Origin of the sequence: Blautia sp. An249, assembly GCF_002159835.1 — a bacterium.
GTDB classification, from domain to species: Bacteria; Bacillota; Clostridia; order Lachnospirales; family Lachnospiraceae; genus Blautia_A; species Blautia_A avistercoris.
In genome coordinates this window covers 72,653-93,944 of sequence record NZ_NFJL01000009.1, presented here as the reverse complement: position 1 = coordinate 93,944, position 21,292 = coordinate 72,653, and the positions used below count along the sequence as shown (strand labels likewise).

Genomic DNA, 21,292 nt, shown 5'->3' with positions numbered 1-21,292 from the left:
TTACCACCTGCTTTCAATCCATCGATAAGTCTCTTCCTCTATTGCCAGTATTTCATCTAATTCAGGACTTGAAATCACCTGGTGTCTTTCCATAGACTGGGAAATAATGTCATAAATATCTAAAAATCCTATTTTCTTCTGTAAAAACTTCTGAACTGCCAGCTCATTGGCCGCGTTAAATACCGTTGGCATAGATCCTCCCTGTTTTGCAGCCTCCATAGCCAGAGGAAGCCCCAGGAAGGTATCTGTATCCGGCTGTTCAAAGGTAATAGAACCAAGTTTCGCAAAGTCAAGTCGTTCCCCGGGAAGAAATCTGCGTCTCGGATAATACAGTGCATATTGAATCGGCAGTCTCATATCCGGAGTTCCCAGCTGAGCGATAACACTTCCGTCCTGAAACTCCACCATAGAATGAATGACACTCTGGGGCTGCACCACAACTTCAATCTGAGATAACTCCACATCGAACAGCCACTTTGCCTCCATGACTTCCAGTCCTTTATTGACCAGAGTCGCAGAATCCACTGTAATCTTTTTCCCCATTACCCAGTTGGGATGTTTTAAAGTATCTTCCAATGTCACCTGGGAGAGCTCTTCTCTGCTTCTCCCCCGGAAAGGTCCTCCCGAAGCAGTAATCAGAATCTTGTTTACTTCTTTTTTAGTTTCCCCATTTAATGCCTGAAATATTGCGCTGTGTTCACTGTCCACCGGCAGAATTTTTACCTGGTGTTCTTCGGCAAGGGGCATGATTAAATGTCCCGCCGTTACCAGAGTTTCCTTGTTTGCAAGAGCTATGTCTTTCCCGGAGCAGATTGCTTCCATGGTGGGACGAATCCCAATCATTCCCACAATGGCGGTTACCAGCATATCACAGTTTTCCATTCTGGCCAGTTCAATCAAACCACCCATCCCGGCAAGGACTTTTGTCTGGGTATCAGCCACCTTTGAGGCAAGCTCCTTGGCCGCATTCTCATCCCATACTGCCGCAATCGCAGGAGAAAACTCCCGAATCTGTTCCTCCAGTTTTTTTATATTTTTTCCGGCGCTGAGCCCAACCACCTGAATGTCTTTCTGAAATCTTACCACTTCAAGGGTCTGTGTCCCGATGGATCCTGTGGAACCCAATATTGCAATTTTCCTCATGAAAATCCTCCTCTAAAGATTAAGAATGGTTTTTGCTAAATAGTAAATGACAGGAGCCGTGATAATCACACTGTCAAAACGATCTAAAATTCCCCCGTGACCGGGAATCAAAGTGCCGTAATCTTTAATTTCCTGGTTTCTTTTAATGGCAGATGCAGCCAAATCTCCTATCATGGAAATCAGGGCGCCCACTGCACAGACTACAGCGTATCCCGCCATATCCTGACTGGTAGCGGCTGCATAAACAGCGCCCAGAAGGGCTGCTCCCAAAACACCGCCTACTGCGCCTTCCACAGATTTCTTTGGACTTAACACCGGCGCCATTTTATGTTTCCCAATAAGCATCCCCACACAGTACGCACAAGTATCGCATCCCCAGGAACACAGGAAAATAAGCCAGACAATAAACTTTCCGTCCGGCAGCCCTCTGGTCAGATAGATAAAGGACAGCATCACTCCCACGTAAATTACTGCGAAATAAGCCTCCATAATCTGTCCTGCCTGATATTTCGGATAACGAAACACATACAAAAACAAAAAAATCAGCAAAGACAGAATCAGTCCCATCATACCGAACTTCTCAAACGAGAAATAAATGCCGGCATAATAAATTATGATTCCCACATATCCTGCAGCTTCCAGTGCATCTGTTTTTTTCTCCCGTATTTTCAGCGCGCGGTACAACTCCTGGGTTCCGATTAAGGATACGCACAGCAGGGTTACAAATAATACCGGTCCGCCTGCCATGATTGTCAGCAGAGCCACTGCTATAAGAACCACACCGCTCATCAGCCGAGTCCAGAACATCCCTATTCCTCCTTTACTCCGCCATATCTTCTGTCTCTCTCATTATATTTCTCAATGGCCTTAATCAATTCCTGATAATCAAAATCCGGCCACGGAACTTCGGTAAAATAAAATTCCGTATAAGCCAGCTGCCACAGTAAATAATTAGACAGACGCAGTTCTCCGCTGGTACGAATCATTAAATCCGGATCCGGAATCTGCGCTGTATCCAAATAGGAAGAAATCGTCTCCTCCGCAATCTCTTCCGGCAATAACCGGCCTTCTTTTACGTCTTTTGCCATATGTCTGACAGCTCTTGTAATCTCATCCCGGCTTCCATAATTCAGCGCAATCTGAAAGTGGAGCTCGTCATACTGGCTTGAAAATCGTTCCAGTTCTAAAATACTTTCCTGTATATCTTTGTCGAAGGCCCGAATATCTCCGATAATCCTGACCTTCATTTTATTCTTTTCTGATATTTTAATACACTTCTTTAAATATCCACGGAAAAGAGACATTAAACTGTCAACTTCCTCTTTGGAACGTTTCCAGTTTTCCGTGGAAAATGCATATACTGTTAAATATTTTACTCCTAACTGTTTCATCTCATCACAGATGGTTTCCAGCCGTTCACATCCTTTTTTATGTCCGTACGTTCTCGGCATGTGACGCTTCTTTGCCCAACGGCCATTGCCGTCCAGAATAATGGCTATATGGTTCGGAACATTCATAGCGATTCTCCTTTCATCTTCCTCCTGTTTTATCAGGCTTTTCTCTGTGCAGCCGCACAGGGAAAGGGGCCATTGCAGAAAAATCTGCAACAGCCCTTCTACAATTGTATTCCTTCGCTGTCACTATACAGTTAAAATTTCTTTGGATTTCGCATCTACTGCCGCATCAATATTTTTCACATACTTATCCGTCAATTTCTGAATTTTTTCCTGTAATTCCTCTACCTCATCTTCGGAAACATCCTGTTTTACCAGTTTCTTAAAAGCGTCGTTTGCATCCCGTCGAATGTTCCGGACTGCAACCTTTGCATTTTCTCCGCGCTTCTTCACATCTTTTACCAGTTCTTTTCTTCTTTCCTCTGTCAGTTCCGGAAGTACCAGACGAATTAATTTTCCGTCATTGTTCGGATTCAGACCTAAGTCTGAGGACAGGATGGCTTTCTGAATTTCTTTTATCAGACTGGACTCCCATGGCTGAATCTGAATCATACGTGCCTCAGGTACAGTAATATTCGCCACCTGCTGAAGAGGTGTGGGAACTCCATAATAATCCACTGTTAACTTATCCAGAATATGCGGATTGGCACGTCCTGCACGGATTGTGGCCAGATCTGCCTCGAAACCGCTTAATGTTTTTTTCATCTTATCCTCATATTTCTGAATTCTTTCTTCTGCCATATTTTCTATTCTCCCTCTTCTTTCTTATTTTTATACCACTACTCTGGTGCCGCTGAATGTTCCGTGCACTGCGTTTACAATGCTGTTTTCTTCCTCCAGAGCAAACACCAACATCGACATTTTCTGTTCCATGCACATAATAGATGCCGTCAGATCCATAGCAGCCAGTTTTTTATCAATGATTTCCTGAATGGTAACTTCCTGATACTTTCTGGCCTGAGGATTCGTCTTCGGATCGCTGTCATATACTCCGTCCACCGCTTTTGCAAGAAGAATCATCTCCGCCTCAATTTCCACTGCCCGCAATACCGTTGCCGTATCCGTGGAAAAATAAGGATGTCCGGTTCCTCCGGCAAAAAAGACAACCTTCCCCTCTGCAAAGCTCTTCTCTGTATCGTCTTTGGAATACAGTTTTGTAAAAGAACCGCAGGCAAAGGGCGTATAAACTTCTGTCTGAAGTCCCAGATAACGGCAAATGTCAGAAACGTAAATACAGTTCATAATCGTTGCCATCATACCAATCTGATCTGCTTTATTTCTGTCTATGGTTTCGCTTGTTCTGCCTCTCCAGAAATTCCCGCCTCCGATAACAATTCCTACCTGCGTTCCTTCCTGAACCACCGTCTTAATCTGTTCTGCCACACCAATAATGGTTTTTTCATCAAATCCTGTCTTTTTCTCTCCGGCCAGAGCTTCTCCGCTCAGCTTTAATAGTACTCTTTTCATTTGACCCTTTCCTTATTCCGCTTATTTTTACCAGATTTGTGTTACTACTTCCTGTCCGTCAACTACGGAAGTAGAAACTGTAAAATCATCATAATAATAGTAATGAATCTCTCCGATTTCCGGATCCTCCTCTGTGGAATCCGAATTGGCCGATCCACAGGCTCCGGTCAAATCATCATAAGACTGTCCGATATAATTTTCAGCTTCTGAGCGCAGAGACTGTCCCTGTCCGCCATTCACCAGTTCATCGTAGCCGGCCTGTTCGCTGGATCCTTCCCCGTCGTTCTGGCCGTCGCTGCTGCTTCCATTATTATCAGTGTCGTTTCCATTGCTGTTGTCTGACGGAGCTTGGGTAGGTGACGGAGCTGAGGTATCAGAAGAGCTGTCTGTACTATCAGAACTATCTGTTTCTGACAGACCCATGCGCTTCTTGGCATCTTCTAAAGTAGAAACTTCCTTCTTGGCGGAGGTACTGAAATATGTCACATAAGGTACCCCCTCCTGCATTTTAAGAGTTACTTCCTGCATCTCGCTGAAAGGAAGCTCTCTGAAATAGCAGTTTACCTCATCTTCTTCCTGGAAAGCCACCTGAATATCATAAGCCTTTACTGTGCTTCCGCTATCGTCTGTTTCATTTTTTTCATAATAATAAACAGCTTTATCTTTGTCCTTTAAAGTAAATTTGCTGCTTACCAAGTCAGTTCCCCACTCGTCACCATCGCTGGTAGGACGAATAAAGATTTCGGAAATCTCCAGTCCTGTTTCATTATTAATCACCACATAAGAAGCTGTGGCGGTCTTTGTTCCAATTATATTTTTAATATTACTAATATCGGTTTCATCCGACTGCTGCATTTCAACCACATTGTCATTTTCCTTGTTGTCTTCATCGCCGGAAGTTTCAATAGTTGCTTCGTTTTGAGTGTCTGTGGCTTCTTCTTTCTCTTTCCCGCATCCGGATGCCGCGATACAAAGAGCTAAAATGCCTGCCGCTAAGACGTACTTATATTTCATAACGATTCCTCCCGTAATCTGCATTCTTAAAAATACCAAAGTTTCTTTCCCCTTTGGTATACTCTAATTATATAGGCTCTTTGATTATTGTCAACTAAATACGGAAATTTCACATAATTTTTAGATTATCCCTTTTCCTGCAGAAGATTGCGAATCACCTTTGTACAGTCTTTATAACTCAGCATGGCTGTATTCAGACAGATATCATAGTTTTTCATATCTCCCCATTCCTGTCCGGTATGGAAATAGTAATAATCTTTTCGTTCCCGATCTCTTTGGGCAATCCGGCCGGGCGCTTCTCTCTGACTGACTTTATCCCGCTCCATGATTCTGTTTATTCTTTTTTCCATAGAAGAGCAGTACACATAGACTTTCAGAATCCTTTTCTGCTCTTTTAATATGTAATCTGCACAGCGTCCCACGAAAATGCAGGGACCTTCTTCTGCCAGACGTATCATTGTTTCCTTCTGGGCCTGAAACAATTTATATGGAAGCATTATCTTCTCCTGACTGGTGATTCCATCCGCCAGCATTGCAATTCCATACAAAAAACTGGATGATTTTCTCTCGTCATACTCTGCCATCAGCCCTGGGCTGATTCCGTATTTTTCTGAAGCAATTGCTAAAAGGTCACTGTCATAAAAAGGAATTCCAATTTCTTCTGACAGCATTTTCGCGATCTCTCTGCCGCCGCTTCCATACTGTCTGCTAATCGTAATTGTCTTCATTTTCTCCCTCTCCTTTCTGCAACCCTGTGTTATATACTATATTATATAAATTATCAAATCACTTTTCAAGGACTTTTCGTCTCTTCTTACAAAAATCAATTCTCAGTTTCATTAGTATTTGATATTTTTCAACAAATGTGCTATCCTGTTTTTGTTGACATATTAAGCAACAAAGTACCATTCAGAAGGAGGATTCAATTTGAAAGTTCAGGAATCTGCTGAGAATTATCTGGAGACTATCTTAATTCTGGGAATCAGAAACGGAAATGTCCGCTCCATTGATATTGCTAATGAATTAAATTTTTCCAAACCCAGTGTCAGTGTTGCCATGAAAAATCTCAGGCTTAACGGATATATTCATATGGATCACGACGGTCTAATCACTTTAACAGATGCGGGCAGGGAAATTGCCGAAAAAATTTACGAACGCCATACTCTGCTTACAGAGCTTTTGACAATTCTGGGAGTCAGTCCTGAAACGGCGTCTGAAGACGCCTGCCGGATTGAACATGTGATCAGTTCCGAAAGTTTTGACGCAATTAAACGCCACGTGGCGGAGCACCGTCCCAAATAGAACGAAAAAATGCTTTTATCCCCGGTTGCCAGGGTAAAAGCATTTTTTTGATCCCGGAATTTTCCGTCTCCGGCATTCGTGCTAAAAATTCCAGTATGCCTGACTTCCTTCCCTTCCCTTTTTTACAACTAATTTCTGCTCAATCTGCTCTTTCAGTTCCGCTACATGAGAAATGATCCCGATCATATACCGATCCCGGCTCAATTCTTCCAGAGCCTCTATTGCCTGTTCCCTTGCATATTCATCCAGATTCCCGAACCCTTCGTCCAAAAACAGGGTGTCCAGCCGCACGGCTCCCGCCATATCCTGGATGGTGTCTGCCATTCCGAAAGCCATTGCCAGCGCCGCCAGAAAGGATTCCCCTCCCGAAAGGGTTTTCACATCCCGAACACTGTCTGTGATGGAACTGTATACATTGAGATCCAGACCGGATTTTTCTTTAATACCCAGCTGGGAAACCTCCCTGCATCTTAAAAACAACTGGTTTCCCGTCATTTTTCCAAGACGTTGATTGGCATAGGCAATCATCTGTCTGAAATACTGCCTCTGAATATAAGATTCAAAATCCATTTTCACACTCTGGTTCAACCCTCCGTTGGCAGTCCGGCTCAGATTGGAAATCTCTTCATAATGAGAACAGAGTCCTTCATATTCCTTCCGGCATTTTTCCAGTGTCTTTTGGATTTTCCTATTAACTTCATTCTGGCTGAACAGCTCTTTGGCTTTTTTGGAAACAGTTTCCTGTTCCTCTTTCAGATGTTCGGAAAGCTGTTTTAAATCCGTTTCCTTTAACAGGTCGTTTCCGTCCTTCAGCTCCTCTTCTTCTTTTTTCAAAAGCTCCTCTTTTGCCGTTTTCTCTCCCCGTTTGTGGTCGAAGGCTTTAGCAAATTCCGCTGTTTCTTTCTGCCTCTTTGAAACTTCTTCCTCCAGATTTTTAAGCTTTTGTTTCGCCTGCTTTTTCCTGGCTTCTGATTTGTTTTTTTCCTCTTCATAAAAGGAAAGGGCTTCCTTATATTCTCTTTCTTTTTCCTGTTTAAGAAGGATAAGTTTTTCGTACCAGCCATCTTCAGATAGATAAAGTTTTGCCTTTGCCGTCTTTTTCTCCTCTTCCAGCTTTACGCGTTCCTTCTCCAGCCGGTTTTGGGTATTCATAAATGCCGCCTGCATTTTATCTTTTTCTTCTTCCAATTCCTTAAGAGCCGCTTTTTCCCTTTCCACCTGATTCTGTGTGGGAGCCTCAGGGGGAAGAAGGGCTCTTTTCGGATGTTCACAGCTTCCGCATACGGGACATGGCTCTCCCTCCGGCAGCTTCTGCGCCAGGATACCTGCCTGAGCTTCCAGAAATCGATCATAGACCTCTTCATACGTTTTCTGCTGTTCTTTATAAGATTGATTTGTCTTTTGCCATTCTTTGGCAGCTTTTTCTTTTTTCCTGAGAGCTTTTTGTACCCGGCCGGCCTGTTCCTCCATGTTTTTCAGACTATCCCATTCCTTTTTCAGATTCTCTGCTTTTTCTTTCCAGGCGGGAAGTTCTTTTCCTGCGTTTTCTATTATGTCTTCCCAGCTCTTTCTCTCTGTTCTGTTTTTTTCCAGGCTGCTTTCCAGCTGCTCTTTCAGAAGATTTTGCTTTTCTTCTGCCTGCAATAGCCAGGATTCTAACTGCTGAATCTGCAGACGAAGCTGTTGTATCCTCTTTTGTCTCTCTGCCTGTCTTTCTGTACGGGACAATTTTTCCTGTATTTCTTTTTCCCTATTTTTCGCTTCCTCTTCTTCCTTTTTCCCCTCTTTCAGATAGGAATTCAGATACAGAAGTACTTTCTCTTTGTCTCTTTGTCTGCGGGCTTCTTCCAGCTGTTCCCGAATCGGACTTAAGGTTCTGCAGATAATTCCCGCCGCTTCTTCCTCCCAGGCTCTTTCCGTCTCTTTGAGCTGTTCCTCCAGAGACTTCTCTTTTTCCCTGAGAATTTCCTGCATTCTTCTGTAAATGCCGGTATCAAAAATTTTAGAAAAAATCTCTTTTCGTTCCTCTGATTTTGCATGGAGAAGTTTTAAGAAATCTCCCTGAGGCAGCATAGCCACCTGGGTAAACTGCCGGACATCCAACCCGATTATCTCCTGAATTTTCTCATTGGTTTCCTTTTTATTTCCTTTATACATAGTTTTATCGGGAAGGTAAAGTTCCACTTTGGATTTTTCCTGAGTCAGTCTGTAGTTTCCCTCTTTGTCTTTTCTTTTACTTGTCCGCTTATAGTCCGGATTCCTGTAAATCCTCCATACCTTCTGCTGATGCAGAAACTCCAGTTCCACATAAGTCTGTGCGGAATCGTCGGCATACTCACTTCTCATCATAGCGCCGCTGCGGATCCCTCCGCTTGTTCTGTCGTACAGGGCATACGTAATTGCATCGAAGATGGTTGTTTTTCCGGCGCCGGTATCTCCGGTAATCAGAAAAATTCCACTTTGTACTCCGGAAAAATCAATGGTTACTTCTCCCGCATAAGAGCCAAAGGCAGATATGGTAAGTTTTAAAGGTTTCATGCCTCTTCCTCCTCTGCTTCTTTAAAAATCATCTCTACCCATTCTTTTTCCTGAGCCGTCATAGAAACGCCATGGATTTCTTCATAGAATTCTTCAAACGCCTCCCGGGGATTTATCCGGATTTCTCTTTCAGGCAGACTCAGTTCTTCCCTGATTCTGTTGTTCTCTACCTTTATCTCCAGGATATGGCTGTACCGCTCTTCCAGCCTTTCCCGAATCTGATAGGGCATTTTTTCATCGGTAAGTATAAAGCCTATATAGTCTTCACAGGGCGGCCCTGCCAGAAATTCCTCTGAAGTCCCCTTTCTCTGCTTTACATCCCGTAACGGAATCAGCGGCAGCTCTTCAATCAGAGGTTCTTTCCCTTTTTCTTCTAATGTAACCAGGGTAATTGATTTTTTATCCTCTTTTTCACTGAGGGAATATTTCAATGGGGAACCGCAGTAACGGATGCTTTTTCTTCCGACCCACTGAGGCCTGTGCAAATGTCCCAGAGCCACGTAATCAAAGGGATCCAAGAGGGAAACATCGATATTTTCAATTCCTCCCACCATCCAGGTTTCTGAATCGCTGCGAAGGGGCTCCTTCCCTTTGTGGGTATAAAACTGATGGGATAAAAGCACATTTCTTTTATTTCTGTCAATCCCTTCTCTTTCTGTCAAAAACTGAACGGCCTGATGAAGATTGTATTCTTTTGCTTCCGGTGACAGAGTTCTCACATATCCGGGCTTCAGAAAAGGAAGGAAGTAGAAGCACACCTCTCCGAATTCGTCTTTTAGAACAACTTTATGCAGAAATTCTTCTTTTGTCCGGGGCAGTGTACTGATCATATGGATCTGGCGTTTCTCCAATATCCGGCTGGCAAATGCCAGTCGCTCCGCAGAGTCATGATTTCCGCTGATAAGGAATATCCGTGTCTTCGGTACTCTCTGGGAAATTCCGCTCAGAAAATCATCAAAGACGGTCACCGCTTCAGCCGAGGGGACCGCCTTATCATAAATATCGCCCGAAATAAGAACTGCATCGGGACAATGCTCTTCAATTTTTGTCAGAATTTCCTCTAAGATATACTTCTGATCCTCCAGCAGATTGTAAAAATGGAAACGCTTTCCAATATGTAAATCCGACAAGTGAATAAACCGCATATCTTTCTCCTATTCTTTATGGGGCTGATTTTTCCTGTAGATTATCTGCAGGCCTTTCAATAAAAGTTCCTCATCCAGCATAATGTGTCTGCGGCAATGGGGGACGATCTTTTTTGCCAGGCCGCCGGTGGCAACCACGGTAGCCTTTTGCCCAAGCTCTTCCTCGATCCGGTCGACAATTCCGTCAAGGCTGGCAGCGCTGCTGTAAATCACGCCGCTTTTCATACATTCCACCGTGTTTTTGCCGATAATTCTTTTCGGCGCTTCCAGGCTGATTCCCTGAAGCTGGGCAGCTCCCGCCGTTAAGGCATCCAGAGAAACTCCCACACCCGGTAAAATCATGCCCCCAATATAATGATTCTTTTCATCTACTACGGATACTGTCGTTGCCGTCCCCATATCGATCACAATACAGGGAACCGGATACTGGGCGATGGCAGCCACTGCATCGGCTACTAAGTCAGCTCCTGTCGCCGCCGGATTGTCCATCAGGATATTCAGTCCTGTTTTCGTTCCCGGCCCTAATACCAGGATTTTTTTTCTCAGTATTTTTTCCGCAGCCAGACGGGCAATTTCCGTAATCTGCGGAACAACGGAAGAGACGATTCCGCCTTCAATTTCCTCCCGTCTGATTTTATAAATATCTAAAACATTTTTAATATCAATGGCATATTCCAGTTCTGTCTTCGTTTTCACCGTAGACAGACGTTCGATAAAATGAATTTTTTCCTGGTCAATGCATCCGATTACAATATTTGTATTTCCAATGTCAATGGCTAATATCATTGATTCCTCCACCCATTAAAAACCGATTTTACTGCGTACTTTCTTGTTTAAAAGTACTTTTCCTATAAGAACTGTCAAAATAGCAGCCACAATTGCCTCCGGAATTCCGTTCATGCCGATAATTGACAGAATAAATCCGTACACTGCTGTTTCAGCTACTCCGTTTGCCGCCGCATATCCTTCCCGGAAAAAGAGAAAAATAAGGTTCATTACCAGAAGCGTATTCGTCAGCGCTCCGGAGAAACCAGCGCACACCAGTCCCGGCGCTGATACGTCTTTTTTCCCTTTCTTTAAGAATAACTGATACACATAATACGGTACGACTCCTGTAAGAATTCTGGGAATAAAGCAGATAATCAAACTGCCGATACCTCCCTGGAATTCGCCGAGGGTATAAAACGGGGTGAATACAAAGGATGTCACAGTTGGATTAATGGTGTTATTCACAAAACTGGTTAATCCGAAAACACCTCCAAGCAATGCTCCTTTCTTCGGTCCCAGTAAGAGAGACCCCAGAATAACCGGTACATGAATGATGGTCGCCCTTGTAAATCCCAGAGGAATGTACCCCAGAAACGGCGTAAACGCCATTAATACAATTAACGCCATAAACAGCGCTGTCTGCGCCATTTTCTGTACCTTCGAGTTTCCTTTTGCTGCTACTGCCTGATTCATCTTTTTTCCTCCTTGTTATTATTCCCGATTACGGGATACAATACAGTTGCGGAATCTGTTCTAGCTTTGTTTCGCTTTCCACAGTTCCAGTGTTTTATTCAGGATATGGACGGATGCCTCCTCCTTGGTCATAATCGGGAGTGAAACTTCCTCCTCCTGTGTAATCAGGGTCACCACATTGGTGTCGCCTCCGAAACCGGCCCCGGATACTTTCAGGTTATTGGCCACGATCATATCCAGTTTCTTTTTCTGAAGCTTCTCCCTGGAATTACCAAGCATGTTTTTTGTTTCCATGGAAAACCCGCATAAAACCTGTTCTGGTTTCTTGTGTTCCCCGAGATATTTTAAAATATCCCGGGTGCGTTCCAGTTCTATTATACAGTCATTGTCTGATTTCTTTACTTTTTCTGTACTGACCTCTTTGGGTCTGTAATCTGCAACAGCGGCTGCCTTAATGATAATGTCCTGGTTCGGGCTTTCCCGAACTACTTCCCGGTACATTTCTTCTGCTGTAACCACTGGTATCTTCTTTACAAACATGGGACATTCAATGGAAGTCTTACCGCTGACCAGAGTCACTTCTGCTCCCCGAAGCATGGCCATTTTCGCCAGGGCATATCCCATTTTTCCTGAAGAATGATTCGTCAGATACCGGACCGGATCCACAGACTCCTGAGTCGGCCCTGCTGTAATTAAAAGTTTCATTCCTTCCAGATCTTTTTCAAATGCTGCTTCTCTCAGCAGATACTGAAGCAGTTCCTGAGGCTCTGCCATCTTTCCTGTTCCTGTATCTCCGCAGGCCAGATAGCCCACCGCCGGATTTACGATTTCATATCCGTGCTTTTTCAGAATCTCCAGATTTTCCTGAACGATAGAATTCTCATACATATTGGTATTCATAGCCGGGGCCACAAATTTCTTACATTTACAGGCCAAAAGGGTGGTCGTAAGCATATCGTCTGCAATTCCATGGGCCAGCTTACCGATTACATTGGCGCTTGCCGGAGCCACCATCACCACATCTGCCCTTTTTGCTATCGCCACATGTTCTACCTGAAACTGAAAATTCCGGTCAAAGGTATCCGTCAGACATTTATTTCCCGTCAAAGATTCAAACGTAATAGGATTGATAAAATTACATGCGTTTTTTGTCATCAGAACATGTACGTCTGCCCCCTGTTTCTTTAAAGCGCTTGCAAGATATGCGCTTTTATAGGCTGCTATACTTCCCGTCACTCCTAATAAAACCGTTTTTCCTTTTAACATCTGTTTCCTGCCTTTCTTTTTGCCGCCTGTTTAACAGCTCCCTCTCAGAATACACCACTGCCCGATTCCCGCTGCAGTCACACAGATCAGAACACTGCCTGCCGCATAACACCCTGCAGACAGGAAATTTCCATTTCGATAAAGCTGCAGTGTTTCCAGGGAAAAGGTCGAAAAGGTGGTGAACCCTCCACATAAACCTGTTTTCAGAAACAAAATCAGATATTCATTGCTGCCGGTATGCTTCATGGCATATCCGGAAACCACTCCGATTATAAAAGCGCCTATGGTATTAATCAATAAAGTAGAAAAAGGAAACGGACTTTTATCCCAGACGGGTAACAGTCCCAACAGGTATCGTAAAACTGCGCCGACACATCCGCCGGCTCCTACAGCCAGACAAGCTCTCATATCCAGACCTCCTTTTCCTTCTTGTATTATACCTGGAAAATCGTATTTTTCAACTGTATTTTTCTTCTTGCAAGTAAATTCTTCCACTTGTATAATAAAAAAAACAAAACACAGGGAGGTTTTTATGACTGGCTATAAAATGTTGGTTTTAGATATTGATGGGACAGCTACGGATTCAAAAAAAGAAGTGCTGCCCCGGACGCGGGATGCAGTTATCCGGCTTCAAAAAGCAGGGATTTCTGTGGCCATTGCTTCCGGCCGTCCTTCTCAGGGAATTGCCCCCATTGCCGATCAGTTTCAGTTTGATAAGTACGGGGGATACATTCTGGCTTTTAACGGCGCCAGGATTATGAACTGGAAAACCAGAGAATGTGTTTACGCCCGCAGTCTGAATCCGTCCATGGTCCGGAAACTCTACCGGGACGCCCTGGACTTTCAGGTTGGTATCATCACCTATGAAGATACCCGGATCGTATCCGGAACCCCGGAAGACCCTTATATGAAAATAGAAGCAGGTATTAACCACCTTCCCCTTTACTTTCCGGAAGATTTCGGACAGTATGTAACTTCTCCTGTTCCCAAATGCCTCTTTACCGGTGAACCGGAGCGCCTGGAAAAAATGGAATCCATACTGGCGGATAAATACTTCCACGAAGCCCAGATTTTCCGTTCGGAACCCTACTTTCTGGAAGCTACGCCCAAAAACGTGGATAAAGCTTACTGCCTGGAGCGCCTTTTGAATCTGCTCTCTCTTTCCAGGGAAGAGCTGGTATGCTGCGGAGACGGTTATAATGATATTTCCATGATCCAGTTTGCCGGCTTAGGTGTAGCTATGGCAAACGCCCAGGAAAAAGTGAAACAGGTGGCCGATTACATTACATATTCCAATGATGAGGACGGCGTTGCCCATGTTATTGAAAAATTTTTCCAGATATAGAAACCAGAAAGGATTTTGAAATGAAAAATTATCAGATTACCCAATGGTGCCATCATTTTATCCGGGAGCAGGTGTCCGCCGGAGATCTCTGTATTGACGCCACCATGGGAAACGGTAAGGATACTCTTTTATTATCGGAACTGGCCGGAAAGGACGGACAGGTACTGGCTTTTGACATCCAGCCTGCCGCCCTCGTCCATACCAGAGAACTTTTAGACTCCAGAGGACATTATGCGAATTACCGTCTGATTCTGGATTCCCATGAAAATCTTCCCCAATACGCCCGGCCGGAAACCGTCAGCTGTATTGTTTTCAATTTCGGCTATCTTCCCGGAGGAGATCATACAAAGGCTACAAAGGCATCCACCAGCATTCCTGCCATCGCCGCCAGTCTTTCTCTTTTAAAGAAGGGCGGTCTGCTCTCTCTTTGTATTTATCACGGAAAAGATTCCGGCACAGAAGAAAGGGATGCTATTTTTCGTTACATCCGGACGCTGGATCCCCGCAGGTTTCTGGTCATTGCGTCTTCTTATTTAAATCGTCCCAACCATCCTCCCATCCCCGTTCTTATCATTCGTCTGTAATCGCCTTCCCACGAAAATTTTCACGCTTCGCGGTCCTATGGTCAGAGACTGTCCCGGAAGAATTGGTCTTTCCCTTTGTCTCTCGTCCATAGTATCTGCGATTTGAAACCAGGAATACGTTTCCTCTAAAAGGGGCAGACCTATGGTCAGCTCCTCCCAGTAGGCATTTACCGCATAATAAATAAAATCGTCTTCTTCCTTTGGACCTTCCTTCTTTCCCGAAAACAAAATCCCAAAATATTTCGTCTCGTCTTTTATCTGATTGTTTCGGGGATTTTCCAGATGTACACTGATTTCCTGCCAGCCCCCTCTGGCTGTTTTTGTCTGTTTTCTTAAAACGGGATGTTCTTTCCGAAAAGCAATCATCTGACAGCAGAACTCAAACATTTCCTGATTCTTTTTCAAATCTTCCCAGTTCAGCCAGGAGATTTCATTGTCCTGACAATAGGGGTTATTGTTTCCATACTGAGAATTCAGAAACTCATCCCCTGCCGGAAACATAGCCGCTCCCCGGCTGCACATCAGGGTGGCAAAGGCATTTTTGCACATTCTTTTTCTTAATTCTGTGACTTCCTTTCGGGAAGTTTCTCCCTCTTCCCCGCAGTTCCAGCTTAAATTGTTATTACATCCGTCTGTGTTGTTCCAACCGTTTGCTTCATTGTGCTTTTCATTATAGGCATACAAATCATATAAGGTAAATCCATCATGACAATTAAGGAAGTTTACGGTAGCATCGTTTCCCCTCGTCTCCGGAGGATATAAATCCAATGAACCGTTTATCCGGTGAATGGCCGCAGCAGCCATCCCATAATCTCCTTTTAGAAAACTGCGCATATCATCTCTGTATTTGCCATTCCATTCCACCCATCTTTTCCAGGAAGGAAAACTGCCCACCTGGTACATGCCTCCTGCGTCCCAGGCCTCGGCAATCAGCAGAGTTTTTCCCAGAATGGGATCAAAGGCCAGTTCCTCCAGAATCGGCGGATGTTCCATCGGCGCCCCGTTTTCATTTCTTCCCATCACCGACGCCAGATCAAACCGGAAACCGTCCACACGGAATTTTTCCACCCAGTAGCGCAGACAGTTCAGAATCATGTTGCGTACAATGGGATGGTTACAGTTCATGGTATTTCCGCAGCCGCTGAAATTATAGTAATATCCGTCCGGGGTAAGCATGTAATAAATATTATTGTCTATGCCTTTAAAAGAGAAAAAGGGCCCGTTTTCGTTTCCTTCCGCCGTATGGTTAAATACCACATCCAGAATGACTGCAATCCCATTATCATGGAGATCCCGAATCAGCCTCTTAAATTCTCCCGCAGGGGTATTCCCCTCTTCATTGGTTCCGTAACTGGCATTTGGAGCAAAAAAGCTGACCGTATTATATCCCCAGTAGTTATAGAGATATTTCCCCTGGCAGGTTCTGGATTCTTCCAGTTCGTCAAATTCAAAGACCGGCATCAGTTCTACGGCATTGATTCCCAGCTCTTTCAGATAAGGAATTTTCTCCCGGATTCCCTCGAAGGTTCCGGGATATTTCACTCCTGAGGAAGGATGCCGGGTAAATCCGCGCACATGCATCTCGTAAATAATCAAATCAGACATATCGTAGTCCGGTCCTGCAGAAGTTCCCCAGTCGAAGGTATCCGCCACCACTTTTCCCCGATAAACAGATCCTTTTAGATTTTCGCTTTTCTTTCCCCAGATTTCCTGCCCCACTACCGTTCTGGCATATGGATCCAGTATATCTTTTTCTTTATCAAACAAAAATCCCTTTTCCGGCTCATAAGGTCCGTCAAACCGATACACATATTCTGTCTCATTTATATCCAGGCCGAAAATGAAGATCGAAAAGGTATTGCCAAGCCGGTACCCTTTCTTAAAAGGAAAGATCAGCCAGGGCTGTTTTTGATGTCTTTTATACAGAAGTAGTTCACACGACTCTGCATAATGGGAATGTATGGTAAAATTAACACCTCCCGGAAATACGGTAGAACCATTCACCGTAAAAAATCCGGGACAAATCTGGTATCCGTTCATCTCTTCCCTGGGTTTCAGGTTTCCGAACATTTCATCAAAAAATGTAATCTGATTATGTTGTCTCATTTTTCCAGTTTCCATTTCAGCCTCCTGTCTGTGCAATATTTAAAAGGGATAAATAATGTTTATCATAACATACTATATTCCCATGTACAAACTTCTTTCCCCTTATGTTATAATGAAATTGTCACCTGAAAATCCAGTCTGGAAAAGAAAGGAGCCCTTTATGTTAAACTGTGACTATCTGGTAGAATCCATTGACGGCGACTATGCCCATCTGAAGCGTCTGGATCTTCCGGAAGAAACGAAAATCGTAGCAAGAGCCCTTCTCCCCATGGAAATCCGGGAAGGTTCAAAGCTGCACTACGAAATGATGCAATATACACTGATTCAGTAAAAGGAGAAATTATGGAACTGCAGTTTATAAAAGAAGAAAACCGAATTTATTGCCATAATGCTCAGGGAAAACTCCTGGCGGAAATTACCTTTCCTGCGAAAGGCCCTGATACCGTAGACATCAATCACACATTTGTTGACGATTCTCTGCGCGGGCAGGGTGTGGCCGGGCGGCTGATGGGAGAAACCGTTCAGGTACTGTCCTCCTCCGGCAGGAAAGCGTTCACCAGCTGTTCCTATGCTGCCGCCTGGGCCAAAAAGCATCCCCTGTACCGGGAGCTTTTCCTGTCAGAAGAGGAATCCCTTTAAGTGCCGCTAATGAGTTGAAAACGTAACCGTGACATCACCGCTTCCAAGCGCTTCTTCCCAGCCGGTCAGATCATCAATCCTGCCAAGCCTTGTATAGCTCCACGAATTAGCTCCGTAAAAGATAACGATCTGGCTGTTGTTATACAAAACAATGTCTCCTGTCTGTGTTGTGATCTGGCTGTTGCTCGCCGGAAGGATCGTTCCAAGCGAGCCCACCTTTTCAAAACCGGAGTAGTCACTCATCTGTATGACCACCGGTTCTTTCTTCATCATTTCAGTAAAAGCGGCCACAGCCTCGTTATCTTCCAGCGTGGCTGTAAAATTTTCTGTTCCGACCTGTACATTCATTTTCATTTCCGCATCCTCTTCTGAAATCTCTTCCTTCTGTCCACCCTTTGTTTCTTCGCCTGAAATCTCTACATCGCGGGTATCGTTATTCTGAACCGTACTCTTCTGTTCATCTTCGGTTCTGCAAGCGGTATATACTGCCATTCCTCCTATGAAGACAGCAAGCAGAACTGCTTTTTTTAGTTTTACAGCAATATTCATTGGATTTTGACTCCTCCTTCATTTTGTCATCTGATAAACAAGATAATCCAGACAGTTAATCCGTTTTTCCTCTTTATGGACCCTGTCCAGAAGCCGCGTTCTTTGTACTGCGAGCATTTTAAGCTGTTCATCCTTCTTTCCGCTTTTATCAAAAAATTCTGTTATCATTTCCGAGTCGCAACCGGCATCTTTCAGGTTTTGAGTAATTGCCTGAACGGAAAATTCAGTAAACAATTTTTATCCCCTCTTTCATCCTTAAATTACCTTTTCATTCTGTGTTTATTATATGGCGGCTTATAATTAGCCAAATCTAACAGAACCCACGGACACTCTCTTTAACAACGCTCAACGATCCATCTCTGATATTCTCTGACTCCTGACACCAATCGTTTCAAACCGTCTTCCAGACGAGCTCTGGGGCAGGCAAGGTTCATTCTTAAGAATCCGCCCCCATCTCTGTATTCTCTGCCATCTGATAAAATAAGTCCTGTATATGCCCTGAGAAATCTGCACAGCTCAGAGGAATTCCCTAACAGACCTCGGCAGTCCAGCCAGAGCAGATAGGTGGCATCCGCTGATACCGGACGAATTCCTTCTATCTGGTCTGTAATGAAGTTTTCTGCATATCGCCTGTTTTCAAAGAGATATTCCCGCAGTTCATCCAGCCACGGTTCTCCCTTTTCAAATGCCGCCGCAGGCGCGATCGCGGCTAAGATATTTGGCTCAGCGACTTCATCTGTATTTAGTCCCCGGTTCACCTTATAGCGTATATTTTCATCCGGTACGATCACCGCCGCCGTCTGGAGCCCTGCCAGATTAAATGCTTTTGTGGGCGCAACACAGGTGATACTGTTCTTTCTACACTTCTCTGAGACAGAAGCGAACGGGATATATTCCGTCCCAGGCGCAGTAAGATCGCAATGGATCTCATCCGACAGGACAAGCACATGGTGTTTCCAACAGATCTCTCCTATCCTTTCCAGTGTATCTCTGTCCCATATTTTCCCCACAGGGTTATGGGGATTACACAGAAGCAGCATGGACGTCTGCGGATCAGCCAGCTTCTTTTCCAGATCCTCAAAGTCAATCTCATAATTACCCTCTTTTAATACAAGCCGGTTCTCCAGCACATTCCTGCCGTTATTTAAAATGGAATTGAAGAATATATTGTATACCGGTGTCATCGCCACAACGTTTTCTGCCGGTGTCGTCATTTTCCTGACGATACTCGAAATTGCCGGAACTACACCTGTGCAAAAGAGCAGCCATTCTTTCTGGATCTCAAAGCCGTGTCTTTTCTGCCACCATGCTCTGTATGCTTCATACCACTGCTCATTCAGCTCTGTATACCCATAGATGCCGTGGGACACACGCTGATTCAGGCCCTCGATGATCTCCGGCGCGGTCTGAAAATCCATGTCGGCAACCCACATCGGAAGCTCATCCTCGCCCACATTCCATTTCATCGCTCCTGTGTTTCTTCTGTCTGTTATTTCATCAAAATCATATTTCATATTTCTATTCCCTTTCCTGTGTTTTACAGTATATCAGCAGCTAAACGTATAAAAACAATTATTCCGAATCCAACAAATATTGTTCCAAATACCCGGTTCGTCTTTCCTATTTTCAGATTTCTGGCTCTCCTTTTCAAAAGGGCTGTCACGAAGGACAAAATGCCCCACCAGATATAGGTGCCGGCGAATCTCAAATTATCGGAATGTCTGTTTTCTATGCACAGAAGCGTTCTGATCTGCTTCCAATCTGCTGGCATACAATTTCTGTTTTTTCCGGATCCACCTTTTCTTTTTCCATAATCAATTCTCCGATCTCATCAGCCCTGATCACACCGCCGGCCGGATTCATAACGCTGTCGATCTTCCCGTTAATTTCTGCGTCTACCGTGGAATACTCGAAAGCAAGTGTCGTATTCAGCAGACGGCAGTTCTTTATTGTTAAGTTCTCGATATAGCACATTCCCTGCAGGCTCTCAACCGTACAGTTGATCAGTGTCAGATTTTTCGCATTCCAGCCAAGGTATTCCCCGGAAATAAAAGAATCATATACGGTCACATTCTCACTGTTCCAAAACGCATCTTTGGAAAGCATTTTCGCATTATGTATCTCCACATTTTTTGCTCCGTCAAAAGAATAATTACCCACAAGCTGGAAATCACTTATCACCATATCCCGGGAATTCATGGCGAAATAGTCGCCTCTGGCAGTCACATGTTCCATCTTTACACCGCTGCAGTGCCATAAGGTCTCAGAGGCATTGGGGAACTCCACACGCTCTAAAGTCACTTCCTGACATCTTCTGAAATTCTTCGGAGCCTCGATCAGCGCATTTTTTACGGTGATATTGTTCGTATACCACACACCGGCTCGCCCCATCTCAAACCATGTACAGTTTTCTGCAAGGATGTTTCTGCTGTACCAGAGAGGATATTTCCATTTAAACATACTGCCGTACAGTTCAATATCCTGACTCTCCTTCAAAGGCGACTCGCCATCATCAAAAATCGTATCGTAGATTTTCAGATTTCTTCCTTGAAATAGAGCCCGTTCTCCTTTTAAAAACTGCTGTCTGATTTCTCTTGTTTCTGTTTTCATAACTTTAAAGTCCTCCTGATTTTTATTTTGAGTCACACATTACGGCTGGCTGATTAAAATGATTTTATTTCCCCAGCCCTCCAGTTCCGGGTTCTCCGCCACCGCTGTTACAAATTCTTCGGTTGCGTCAAAAGTTCCAATCTTTGTATATTCTTCGGAGATCTCCGCATCCTGATAGTATAGTACGATCCGGTTTGGATCAGAATAGTAGACGTCTCCTGCCTTTGCCTCTGTCACAGTCTGCGACTCGGAAGGAATCTCGTAACGGCTTGGAATGTCATAATACTGCAGTACGCTGTAGTCCGCATCGTCATCACGCTCATAGATCGGAAGCCTCCAGTCTGATGTACCTACATATCCGGCGAGCGCCCTTGCCGTATCGTTATCCTCCAGCCGCATCATGAACGCATCACCGTTGTCTCCGAAACGCACCTCCAGTTCACTTACGTCTGCCCCGGCCTGTACTGCCTGTGTTTCTCCATCTCCGCTTTGTCCGGTTGTATCCGTATCGGAAGAGACATTTGTATCTGCCGGTGTATTTCCCGGATCTGATGCTTTCTCCTGTCCGCAGCCGGCAAGAAGTCCTATGGAAATTATCGTGGCTGCCCCTATTGTCGTCATTCTTTTTACAAATTTGCTTTTCATGGTTTTCCTCACTTTCTTTGTTCT

Annotated in this window: 24 protein-coding genes; 5 read left to right on the top strand and 19 right to left on the bottom strand. The window is 44.3% G+C overall.

Annotated features, from left to right (window positions below):
• From dxr to B5F53_RS10115, 7 genes are all read right to left on the bottom strand, one after another.
• Nucleotides 1-1,143: a 1-deoxy-D-xylulose-5-phosphate reductoisomerase gene (gene dxr, locus B5F53_RS10145; protein WP_087222972.1), complete on the bottom strand. Its 1,143-nt coding sequence runs from the start codon at nt 1,141-1,143 to the stop codon at nt 1-3.
• A gap of 12 nt (nt 1,144-1,155) precedes the next feature.
• On the bottom strand, nt 1,156-1,950 hold the full coding sequence (locus B5F53_RS10140) for a phosphatidate cytidylyltransferase (protein ID WP_087222970.1): 795 nt from the start codon (nt 1,948-1,950) through the stop codon (nt 1,156-1,158).
• Nucleotides 1,951-1,952: 2 nt separating this feature from the next.
• Entirely contained in the window at nt 1,953-2,693 is a 741-nt protein-coding gene (locus B5F53_RS10135) for an isoprenyl transferase (RefSeq protein ID WP_275532203.1), read from the bottom strand.
• 90 nt (nt 2,694-2,783) lie between these two features.
• Nucleotides 2,784-3,302: a ribosome recycling factor gene (gene frr, locus B5F53_RS10130; protein ID WP_442856296.1), complete on the bottom strand. Its 519-nt coding sequence runs from the start codon at nt 3,300-3,302 to the stop codon at nt 2,784-2,786.
• Nucleotides 3,303-3,368: 66 nt separating this feature from the next.
• Nucleotides 3,369-4,064, bottom strand: a complete 696-nt coding sequence (gene pyrH, locus B5F53_RS10125) for a UMP kinase (RefSeq protein WP_087222966.1) — start codon at nt 4,062-4,064, stop codon at nt 3,369-3,371.
• Between the two features lie 27 nt (nt 4,065-4,091).
• Nucleotides 4,092-5,078, bottom strand: a complete 987-nt coding sequence (locus B5F53_RS10120; RefSeq protein WP_140398235.1) for a hypothetical protein — start codon at nt 5,076-5,078, stop codon at nt 4,092-4,094.
• Nucleotides 5,079-5,203: 125 nt separating this feature from the next.
• A complete protein-coding gene (locus B5F53_RS10115) occupies nt 5,204-5,806 on the bottom strand; it encodes a cytidylate kinase-like family protein (RefSeq protein WP_087222962.1) in 603 nt (200 codons plus the stop codon).
• A gap of 199 nt (nt 5,807-6,005) precedes the next feature.
• Here B5F53_RS10115 and B5F53_RS10110 point away from each other — a divergent pair, with 199 nt between their 5' ends.
• Nucleotides 6,006-6,380: a metal-dependent transcriptional regulator gene (locus tag B5F53_RS10110; protein ID WP_087222960.1), complete on the top strand. Its 375-nt coding sequence runs from the start codon at nt 6,006-6,008 to the stop codon at nt 6,378-6,380.
• Nucleotides 6,381-6,461: 81 nt separating this feature from the next.
• Here the strand turns inward: B5F53_RS10110 and B5F53_RS10105 are convergent, their stop codons facing one another.
• From B5F53_RS10105 to crcB, 6 genes are read right to left on the bottom strand one after another with little or no spacing between them, the layout of a single operon-like run.
• Nucleotides 6,462-8,918, bottom strand: coding sequence for an AAA family ATPase (locus B5F53_RS10105; protein WP_087222958.1), 2,457 nt, complete (start codon nt 8,916-8,918; stop codon nt 6,462-6,464).
• The gene (locus tag B5F53_RS10100) at nt 8,915-10,063 is read right to left on the bottom strand and encodes an exonuclease SbcCD subunit D (protein WP_087222956.1); all 1,149 of its coding nucleotides are present in this window, start codon (nt 10,061-10,063) and stop codon (nt 8,915-8,917) included. The genes B5F53_RS10105 and B5F53_RS10100 overlap by 4 nt, the downstream gene beginning before the upstream one ends.
• A gap of 9 nt (nt 10,064-10,072) precedes the next feature.
• Nucleotides 10,073-10,849 (bottom strand): type III pantothenate kinase, encoded by a 777-nt coding sequence (locus B5F53_RS10095; RefSeq protein WP_087222954.1) that lies wholly within the window; start codon nt 10,847-10,849, stop codon nt 10,073-10,075.
• A 15-nt stretch (nt 10,850-10,864) separates the two neighbouring features.
• A complete protein-coding gene (locus B5F53_RS10090) occupies nt 10,865-11,524 on the bottom strand; it encodes an ECF transporter S component (protein WP_242970291.1) in 660 nt (219 codons plus the stop codon).
• 60 nt (nt 11,525-11,584) lie between these two features.
• The gene (gene coaBC / locus B5F53_RS10085) at nt 11,585-12,790 is read right to left on the bottom strand and encodes a bifunctional phosphopantothenoylcysteine decarboxylase/phosphopantothenate--cysteine ligase CoaBC (protein WP_087222952.1); all 1,206 of its coding nucleotides are present in this window, start codon (nt 12,788-12,790) and stop codon (nt 11,585-11,587) included.
• Nucleotides 12,791-12,820: 30 nt separating this feature from the next.
• A complete protein-coding gene (gene crcB, locus B5F53_RS10080) occupies nt 12,821-13,198 on the bottom strand; it encodes a fluoride efflux transporter CrcB (protein WP_087222950.1) in 378 nt (125 codons plus the stop codon).
• A 124-nt stretch (nt 13,199-13,322) separates the two neighbouring features.
• On the opposite strand from crcB, the gene B5F53_RS10075 reads away from it, so the two are divergent.
• Both B5F53_RS10075 and B5F53_RS10070 read left to right on the top strand, forming a co-directional pair.
• Entirely contained in the window at nt 13,323-14,135 is an 813-nt protein-coding gene (locus tag B5F53_RS10075; protein WP_087222948.1) for a Cof-type HAD-IIB family hydrolase, read from the top strand.
• A 20-nt stretch (nt 14,136-14,155) separates the two neighbouring features.
• Nucleotides 14,156-14,719, top strand: a complete 564-nt coding sequence (locus B5F53_RS10070) for a tRNA (mnm(5)s(2)U34)-methyltransferase (RefSeq protein ID WP_087222946.1) — start codon at nt 14,156-14,158, stop codon at nt 14,717-14,719.
• Here the strand turns inward: B5F53_RS10070 and B5F53_RS10065 are convergent.
• The gene (locus B5F53_RS10065; RefSeq protein ID WP_330396182.1) at nt 14,669-16,840 is read right to left on the bottom strand and encodes a glycogen debranching protein; all 2,172 of its coding nucleotides are present in this window, start codon (nt 16,838-16,840) and stop codon (nt 14,669-14,671) included. The genes B5F53_RS10070 and B5F53_RS10065 overlap by 51 nt on opposite strands.
• 145 nt (nt 16,841-16,985) lie before the next feature.
• Between B5F53_RS10065 and B5F53_RS10060 the strand changes: the two genes are divergently transcribed.
• Together B5F53_RS10060 and B5F53_RS10055 are read left to right on the top strand one after the other, a co-directional pair.
• A complete protein-coding gene (locus tag B5F53_RS10060; protein ID WP_087223063.1) occupies nt 16,986-17,156 on the top strand; it encodes a chorismate--pyruvate lyase in 171 nt (56 codons plus the stop codon).
• An 11-nt stretch (nt 17,157-17,167) separates the two neighbouring features.
• On the top strand, nt 17,168-17,464 hold the full coding sequence (locus B5F53_RS10055) for a GNAT family N-acetyltransferase (RefSeq protein ID WP_204246927.1): 297 nt from the start codon (nt 17,168-17,170) through the stop codon (nt 17,462-17,464).
• 6 nt (nt 17,465-17,470) lie between these two features.
• On the opposite strand, the gene B5F53_RS10050 is transcribed toward B5F53_RS10055, so the two are convergent.
• The 5 genes from B5F53_RS10050 to B5F53_RS10030 form a co-directional block, all read right to left on the bottom strand.
• Nucleotides 17,471-18,013 (bottom strand): cyclophilin-like fold protein, encoded by a 543-nt coding sequence (locus B5F53_RS10050; protein ID WP_087222944.1) that lies wholly within the window; start codon nt 18,011-18,013, stop codon nt 17,471-17,473.
• An 18-nt stretch (nt 18,014-18,031) separates the two neighbouring features.
• Complete coding sequence (locus B5F53_RS10045; protein WP_087222942.1) at nt 18,032-18,247, bottom strand: hypothetical protein; 216 nt, start codon at nt 18,245-18,247, stop codon at nt 18,032-18,034.
• A gap of 101 nt (nt 18,248-18,348) precedes the next feature.
• Nucleotides 18,349-19,527: a MalY/PatB family protein gene (locus B5F53_RS10040; protein WP_087222940.1), complete on the bottom strand. Its 1,179-nt coding sequence runs from the start codon at nt 19,525-19,527 to the stop codon at nt 18,349-18,351.
• Nucleotides 19,528-19,741: 214 nt separating this feature from the next.
• Nucleotides 19,742-20,623: a DUF3737 family protein gene (locus B5F53_RS10035; protein WP_087222938.1), complete on the bottom strand. Its 882-nt coding sequence runs from the start codon at nt 20,621-20,623 to the stop codon at nt 19,742-19,744.
• A 39-nt stretch (nt 20,624-20,662) separates the two neighbouring features.
• Complete coding sequence (locus tag B5F53_RS10030) at nt 20,663-21,268, bottom strand: cyclophilin-like fold protein (protein WP_242970290.1); 606 nt, start codon at nt 21,266-21,268, stop codon at nt 20,663-20,665.
• Between the last annotated feature and the right edge of the window lie 24 nt (nt 21,269-21,292).

What these genes read in the sequence shown, in the direction of transcription:
- B5F53_RS10030 (WP_242970290.1), bottom strand. Translation starts at nt 21,268, where the DNA reads ATGAAAAGCAAATTTGTAAAAAGAATGACGACAATAGGGGCAGCCACG.
- B5F53_RS10060 (WP_087223063.1), top strand. Translation starts at nt 16,986, where the DNA reads ATGTTAAACTGTGACTATCTGGTAGAATCCATTGACGGCGACTATGCC.
- B5F53_RS10070 (WP_087222946.1), top strand. Translation starts at nt 14,156, where the DNA reads ATGAAAAATTATCAGATTACCCAATGGTGCCATCATTTTATCCGGGAG.
- dxr (WP_087222972.1), bottom strand. Translation starts at nt 1,143, where the DNA reads ATGAGGAAAATTGCAATATTGGGTTCCACAGGATCCATCGGGACACAG.
- B5F53_RS10100 (WP_087222956.1), bottom strand. Translation starts at nt 10,063, where the DNA reads ATGCGGTTTATTCACTTGTCGGATTTACATATTGGAAAGCGTTTCCAT.
- B5F53_RS10075 (WP_087222948.1), top strand. Translation starts at nt 13,323, where the DNA reads ATGACTGGCTATAAAATGTTGGTTTTAGATATTGATGGGACAGCTACG.
- B5F53_RS10115 (WP_087222962.1), bottom strand. Translation starts at nt 5,806, where the DNA reads ATGAAGACAATTACGATTAGCAGACAGTATGGAAGCGGCGGCAGAGAG.
- B5F53_RS10040 (WP_087222940.1), bottom strand. Translation starts at nt 19,527, where the DNA reads ATGAAATATGATTTTGATGAAATAACAGACAGAAGAAACACAGGAGCG.
- frr (WP_442856296.1), bottom strand. Translation starts at nt 3,302, where the DNA reads ATGAAAAAAACATTAAGCGGTTTCGAGGCAGATCTGGCCACAATCCGT.
- B5F53_RS10105 (WP_087222958.1), bottom strand. Translation starts at nt 8,918, where the DNA reads ATGAAACCTTTAAAACTTACCATATCTGCCTTTGGCTCTTATGCGGGA.
- pyrH (WP_087222966.1), bottom strand. Translation starts at nt 4,064, where the DNA reads ATGAAAAGAGTACTATTAAAGCTGAGCGGAGAAGCTCTGGCCGGAGAG.
- crcB (WP_087222950.1), bottom strand. Translation starts at nt 13,198, where the DNA reads ATGAGAGCTTGTCTGGCTGTAGGAGCCGGCGGATGTGTCGGCGCAGTT.
- B5F53_RS10140 (WP_087222970.1), bottom strand. Translation starts at nt 1,950, where the DNA reads ATGTTCTGGACTCGGCTGATGAGCGGTGTGGTTCTTATAGCAGTGGCT.
- coaBC (WP_087222952.1), bottom strand. Translation starts at nt 12,790, where the DNA reads ATGTTAAAAGGAAAAACGGTTTTATTAGGAGTGACGGGAAGTATAGCA.
- B5F53_RS10035 (WP_087222938.1), bottom strand. Translation starts at nt 20,623, where the DNA reads ATGAAAACAGAAACAAGAGAAATCAGACAGCAGTTTTTAAAAGGAGAA.
- B5F53_RS10120 (WP_140398235.1), bottom strand. Translation starts at nt 5,078, where the DNA reads ATGAAATATAAGTACGTCTTAGCGGCAGGCATTTTAGCTCTTTGTATC.
- B5F53_RS10065 (WP_330396182.1), bottom strand. Translation starts at nt 16,840, where the DNA reads ATGGAAACTGGAAAAATGAGACAACATAATCAGATTACATTTTTTGAT.
- B5F53_RS10055 (WP_204246927.1), top strand. Translation starts at nt 17,168, where the DNA reads ATGGAACTGCAGTTTATAAAAGAAGAAAACCGAATTTATTGCCATAAT.
- B5F53_RS10095 (WP_087222954.1), bottom strand. Translation starts at nt 10,849, where the DNA reads ATGATATTAGCCATTGACATTGGAAATACAAATATTGTAATCGGATGC.
- B5F53_RS10050 (WP_087222944.1), bottom strand. Translation starts at nt 18,013, where the DNA reads ATGAATATTGCTGTAAAACTAAAAAAAGCAGTTCTGCTTGCTGTCTTC.
- B5F53_RS10090 (WP_242970291.1), bottom strand. Translation starts at nt 11,524, where the DNA reads ATGAATCAGGCAGTAGCAGCAAAAGGAAACTCGAAGGTACAGAAAATG.